The following is a 6,058-nucleotide window of genomic DNA, read 5'->3' as shown; positions in this document are numbered from 1 at the left end:
AAATAGCAAAATTTTTGCCTAGTTATCGACAAGGTTTTCTCGCCTCAAAATAGACCACTTAATTAAGAAAATTGGTATAAAAGAGCGTCATTCATAATTTAGCGTTGAATCGATAACAAGGAAAAGAGATGTATTCGAGTTTTTTCGCACAGCTATCCGCTTGTTTAATTTTTAGTAGTGTACTTTTCACACACCCTGCCATGTCTCAAACTGCTCGGGTACTATCACCAACAAATGATGCTATTGGTGTTTTTCCACAGCGAGGTGGGGTTGCAGATCCGGTTGTTTATCTTAAAACTCGTAAAAAAGCGTTGTTTTTTGTACGTGAAGAGCGCTGGCAACAGGCGTTACCTCTATTACAAAGCTTAACATCGTCTTATAAAGATGATGGAGATACTTGGTACCTACTTGGGTTGACGCAGATGCAATTGGGGCATCATGAGCAAGCGATAGCCGCTTTGAAAAACGCACTGACGCTTGGGGTAAACGTAACCAATATCCCAAATGCTTCACGCCCTTCAAACGACATCATGATAAAAGTGTCGGAGGCTTATGCACAGCTTGGGAATATAGAGCAAGCACACGAGTGGCTAAGAAAATCTCTGTCAGCGAGATATGATGAGCGCAGCAGTATAGCGGGAAAAGCCGCATTTGATGCTATCAAAGATAATACGCAATTTCAGATATTGGCAGGACAGTACAAAGACCCCACACTAACACGGGTGCAACAATGGCGTGCTGATTTGGAATTTTTACTTGCTGAAATTAATCGCTTACATATAAATGAAATGGCTGGCACCAACGCTGAGCTGGTGGCATTGGCGAAGAGTTTACACACGGATATACCAAACCTTAATGACCAGCAAATTGTATTTAGAATGATGGAACTAGTTGGCACCTTAGGTAATGGCCATAACCTTATCGTACCAACCTTTGGAGAAAAAGGTAATTTCAGCCGTTTGCCAGTGCAGTTTTACGTATTTACAGATGGACTCTATATCGTTGATGCAACACCAAATTACTCTGCTTTGATAGGTCAAAAAGTCATGGCTTTTGAGGGCACTTCTAGCGAGGAGGCAATCGCAAAAGCAGCAAAAATAAACCCTCGTGATAATGAAATGCAGCAGCTTTGGCTAGCGCCTTATTATTTAGCTATGCCTGAAGTGTTAACTGGGTTAGGTATTGCTGATAGTACAAATAAAATTACTATCACAGTTCAAAGTACTGATAATGTTACAGAAAAAATTCATCTTGAGGGGCAAGCATTTGCATTTAGTGGTTTGCCCACACTTCCAAAAAATCATAAAAATGCGCCAGAGTACCTACAGCATAAAGACAAGCACTACTGGCAATACTTAAATAAATCTAATGGGGTACTACAGGTACAGTTTAATGCAGTGGCACAAATGAAAACACAGTCGCTAGCCCAATTTAGTAAGACGTTAATCGACAGGGTTAAACAGGATGAAGTAAAGCATTTAGTACTGGATTTACGGCACAACAGTGGCGGGAACGGCTCTATTTTACCGCCTTTACTTAAAGCGTTAATTTACTTTGAGGCAGCAAAACCTGATGGCAAACTATTTGTTATAATGGGTCGCAATACATTTTCGGCTGCTCAAAATTTACTGACCAATATAAATCTTTTCACTGATGCTATTTTGGTTGGTGAGCCAAGCGGTTCTAGACCTAATCATGTCGGTGAAGCTGGGCGGTTCAAGTTGCCTTATAGTGGGGTATTTGGTCTGATTTCATCTCAGTTTCATCAAACATCTCGTGCGGAAGATCACCGTATATGGGTACCGCCACATATGCCTATACTACCTGATTCGAAAAGTTACTTTGCAGGTATTGATCCTGCGATAAACGCTATTTATCGGCTATTAGATAATTTATGAAGATAACAGCTTCATTTGGTTGAGATCTATCCTATCAATCCCTTTTTCTATATGCTAGCTTTACCAATAAAATCATATAAATGGAATAATAATAAATGATAATTGGTAAAGCGGCTCAATGGTTTTTCACGGTTTTTTTCATAGCCTTTTTCTTGTGTTCTGCAATGGCTCAGGATATTCAAAAAGCAAATAAAGAATACGAACGACACACAAAAACGCTAAACTCAATAGTACTCGGTGAAGCGCGCACTGTTACAATACAACTCCCTAAAAGTTATCACACCAATTCTAATAAAACATATCCTGTAATATACCGCCTTGACGGTAAAGGGAGCCTTCCACTTATGAGTGCAGTGCTTGAACGTTTGCAAAAGGCAAGCGTCTCTGCTGCACCTGAGGTCATAATTGTTGCTATTGAAAATACAGATCGGTTGCGAGATCTTTATCCAACAAAAAACAAAGAGCCAGCAGGCCCGTTGAACATGGGCGGTGGCGCACCAAAGTTTTTAGAGTTTATCGAGACAGAGCTTATTCCTTTTGTAAATAAGAAGTACCGCACTCACGATTTTAAAGTGATTGCCGGCGCATCGGCAGCTGGTACTTTCGTACTCTACGCGTTGCAGACTAAGCCTACGTTATTTCAAGGCCACATAGCATATAGTCCAGCGGTATGGTGGAATTTTGGTGCCACCGCAAAAAGCACCAAAGCATTTATATCCAAAACCAAGCAATTAAATAACTTTTTATTTATTGCAATTGGCGAAGAGGGGGGCGTGATGCGCGAACGGTATGAAGATATGGCGCACTTTTTAGCTGATGACAAACCTGTAGGGCTACGTTTTTTCAGCGAGGCTTACGATAATGTCCCTCATGGGCTTGTCTCTAGCGCTGGTATTTTTAGTGCGTACCAAAAGTTGTTTTTTCCGACCCAAATGCCAGTTCGTGCTTATAACGGCGAATTGAGCTCCATTAATGAGTATTATCAGCAGCTATCCGTTCAGTATGGCGAAGTGGTTGAGCCTCAAGAATCGACGATAAGAGGGCTCGGCTATCACCATGTGAGTACGGGTAACGTGAAAGAAGCAATTAAGTTGTTTAAGTATGGCATTTCACGCTATCCACATAATGCAGACGCATACAACGGTTTAGCTTACGGTTATGAAACCAATAAACAATATCGAGCATCGTTAGAGCAAGTAAACAGAGCGCTAGCATTATCATCGAAGGATGATGATGGCTACGATGTTTTTGTTGCTCGTAAAGAGCGATTAACTAAGTTACTTGGTGAGTGAGATTTCAAATACGTAAATAGACCACGCAAGTATTTGACTTGGTCTATTTGCTGGGTATTTAGTGCTACTTAAAAATAGTGGCGAATACGTTTAATTTTTTCGCCGCTAAACTCAAACAGTGTCACAAGCTTTTGCTTATTTTCTTTTTCATTCGTGTTACCTTGCTGATCAATGCAAGGGTGTAAATACTCAACGGTCACTGCATTAAGGCCTTCAATGATGTTTGTTACTTGGATATCGCACTTTGTGTATTGGCCTAGATAGCTGAGCAAGCCCGCCTTATATTCTTCTTTTGATAATATGGCATTAAACCTAGGATGCTCGAATGTGGCATCGGGTGTTAAAAGCATCAGTAGATTGGTTACATCAGATTTTTTTGAATGTTGGTGTTCAACGGCTTTTTGGGCGTCGAAATAAGCGTTGACCTTGTCACTCAGCGCTTCTGCAGAGCAAGCACTTGAAACAAGCATGAATGGTAGCAGTGCATATAGCGCTTTCATTTTCATTATGATTTTCCCTAATTTATTGTTTTTACTCTGTATAGAATGCAGCGTTTCGACCGGGAAACGCAAGTTTAGAAAATGGCCACGCCGTTTTTAACCAATGAGTAATTGTTTGATAGAGTAGGTCATCCAATGCTATATCTTCTGACCCTATCCACAGATACACATCACAATCAAAATCTGAAGATTGAGGCGGATCGATATAGACACAACCGATATACCTTTCACTGTGTCTGGTGTAAACCGCATAAGCAAATGCTGCTCGCGACATGAATTCTTCCCTGTGCGTGGCTAAACTTGCAATGTTTTCCTCAAAAGTCATAGAAGCTTTTGGCCAGTTTGAACTTGGGCCAAATATGCCCTGTAAGCGTGGTTGATTAGCCATCACCAATTCATAATCTGCAGTCGCAATTTGCTCGTCTAGCACGGTAAAAGAAAAATGAGATGTGCTAACCCTTTTTGGTGGTTCAAAAGAATCGGGAATAAAGGGCTGACCTTGTTTTTGTTGCTTAGTCACTGTTACTGGCACTCATTAACAACGGAAGCTTTTTCATCGAAGCATCTCTTTTATAATTAGTTACAGCACGTTATCATTTGGTTGTAGCCAATACAATTACAAAAGCCATAAACTCAGTGACACATCGGCTAGGAACATCGCCAGTACTTTGGCTTCGTAACACTCATCGATAAAGAAGAAAACCAAATAAGAAAACCAAAGAGAAAACCAAAGAAGAAAACCAAAGACACCCACCACTAATTTGTGCCTTTTTTAAAAGTCGTCTACGCTCTAACTCTGCACTCAAGGATTGAGGAAAACAAACGATGGCGACTGCCCGTAAAAATCAAATCAGCTTAACAGATACCAAATACTATCACTGTATCTCCCGCTGCGTTAGACGTGCGTATTTATGCGGTGAAGATAAACTAACAGGAAAATCCTATACACATCGCCGTGATTGGGTTGAAGAAAAGCTCCTGATGTTAGCTACCGTCTTTTGTATCGACGTCTGTGCGTATGCGGTGATGAGTAATCACACCCACATTGTATTGCATGTTGATGATAAAAGAGCAAAGCGCTTATCTGACAAGGCCATAGTGATACGCTGGCACAAGCTATTTAAAGGTAATTGGATAACGTGGAAGTTCGTTGAAGAAGAGCCACTATGTGAGTCGGAGCAGTTGATACTCAGTGAATATATTGCCAAGTACAGACAGAGATTGGCAGATATTAGCTGGTTTATGCGGGTACTCAACGAGGATATTGCCCGCAGAGCAAATAAAGAGGATAAATGCACAGGCCGATTTTGGGAAGGCAGATTCAAATCTCAACCCTTGCTAGATGAAGCCGCATTAGCTGCTTGTATGGCATACGTCGACTTGAACCCCATTCGAGCCAAGTTAGCCCCAACGCCTGAAACCTCTGACTTTACCAGTATCAAAAAGCGCATCGACCATGCAAGGCAAAGGAAACAACCAAACAGCCTATTACGATTTGCAGGTAGCCCCCGAAAGAAGATGCCAAAAGGGCTGCCTTTCGAACTCAAGTCTTATCTAGAGTTAGTCGAGCTTACGGGGAAATGTATTCGCACCGATAAAAAAGGTGCTATCCTAGAGTCTCAACCAATTTTATCTCGGCTAAACATCGAACCTGATAATTGGATGAAACTCACGACCCAATTTTCTCGAATTTTCCATGGTGCTGTTGGTCGAGAGCGAGTACTCACCGCTTACTGTGAAACACTCAAAAAGCGACGGCGCACAAATCTAGTAAATTGTGAACATTTTCTGGCTTAACCAAAGAAATTTTTAGCGATAACCCTCAAGCTATGTAAATTACGGCGCTTTTGTCGTGCGTATGACACTGGGTTTAATGTAGAGAAACACATAAATGTCACTAGTTACCTGATTTTATGAGCACTTTTGATAAGAATAATGAACATTTCCATGTTGAAATTGTCACAGTCATAGTGAGTAAATAATAGTAGGTGTCATTGATACACCGTCAGGCTGCTGGGTGCGAAAGAGCGCATACTCACTCTTCGACCATCATCCATAGTAGTTGTTAGTACAAACACGTTACATAATAAATAATAGTGGGTGTCAGTGATACATTATGTCAGTGATACAATAGTGGGTGTCAGTGATACATTATGTCAGTGATACATCGTCAGGCTGCTGGGTGCGAAAGAGCGCATACTCACTCTTCCCTTATTTTTTCTGCTATATCGAGGGGAGAGATGTTGTTTCAAATGAATGAAAACGAATTTACTCTTCGACCATCATCCATAGTAGTTGTTAGTACAAACACGTTACATAATAAATAATAGTGGATGTCAGTGATACACAAGTGGTGATACACTCATCA

The 6,058-nt window shown here is 40.9% G+C and carries 5 protein-coding genes; 3 read left to right on the top strand and 2 right to left on the bottom strand.

The genetic code is table 11. From position 1 onward, the window contains the following. Positions 1-128 precede the first annotated feature (128 nt). Complete coding sequence (locus tag D9603_RS19815; protein ID WP_128732608.1) at positions 129-1,898, top strand: hypothetical protein; 1,770 nt, start codon at positions 129-131, stop codon at positions 1,896-1,898. A gap of 95 nt (positions 1,899-1,993) precedes the next feature. Then, the gene (locus tag D9603_RS19810) at positions 1,994-3,190 is read left to right on the top strand and encodes an alpha/beta hydrolase-fold protein (RefSeq protein WP_128732607.1); all 1,197 of its coding nucleotides are present in this window, start codon (positions 1,994-1,996) and stop codon (positions 3,188-3,190) included. A 68-nt stretch (positions 3,191-3,258) separates the two neighbouring features. Here the strand turns inward: D9603_RS19810 and D9603_RS19805 are convergent, their stop codons facing one another. Both D9603_RS19805 and D9603_RS19800 read right to left on the bottom strand, forming a co-directional pair. Further along, the gene (locus D9603_RS19805) at positions 3,259-3,696 is read right to left on the bottom strand and encodes a nuclear transport factor 2 family protein (RefSeq protein WP_241651729.1); all 438 of its coding nucleotides are present in this window, start codon (positions 3,694-3,696) and stop codon (positions 3,259-3,261) included. A gap of 25 nt (positions 3,697-3,721) precedes the next feature. After that, positions 3,722-4,210, bottom strand: coding sequence for a hypothetical protein (locus D9603_RS19800; protein ID WP_125253511.1), 489 nt, complete (start codon positions 4,208-4,210; stop codon positions 3,722-3,724). Between the two features lie 305 nt (positions 4,211-4,515). On the opposite strand from D9603_RS19800, the gene D9603_RS19795 reads away from it, so the two are divergent. Continuing rightward, complete coding sequence (locus D9603_RS19795; protein ID WP_128732606.1) at positions 4,516-5,487, top strand: transposase; 972 nt, start codon at positions 4,516-4,518, stop codon at positions 5,485-5,487. Positions 5,488-6,058 lie beyond the last annotated feature (571 nt).

Origin of the sequence: Pseudoalteromonas sp. PS5 (assembly GCF_004103255.1) — a bacterium.
Classification (GTDB): Bacteria; Pseudomonadota; Gammaproteobacteria; order Enterobacterales; family Alteromonadaceae; genus Pseudoalteromonas; species Pseudoalteromonas peptidolytica.
Note: the sequence above shows the minus strand (reverse complement) of the source record. Positions and strands in the feature narration are given on the sequence as shown.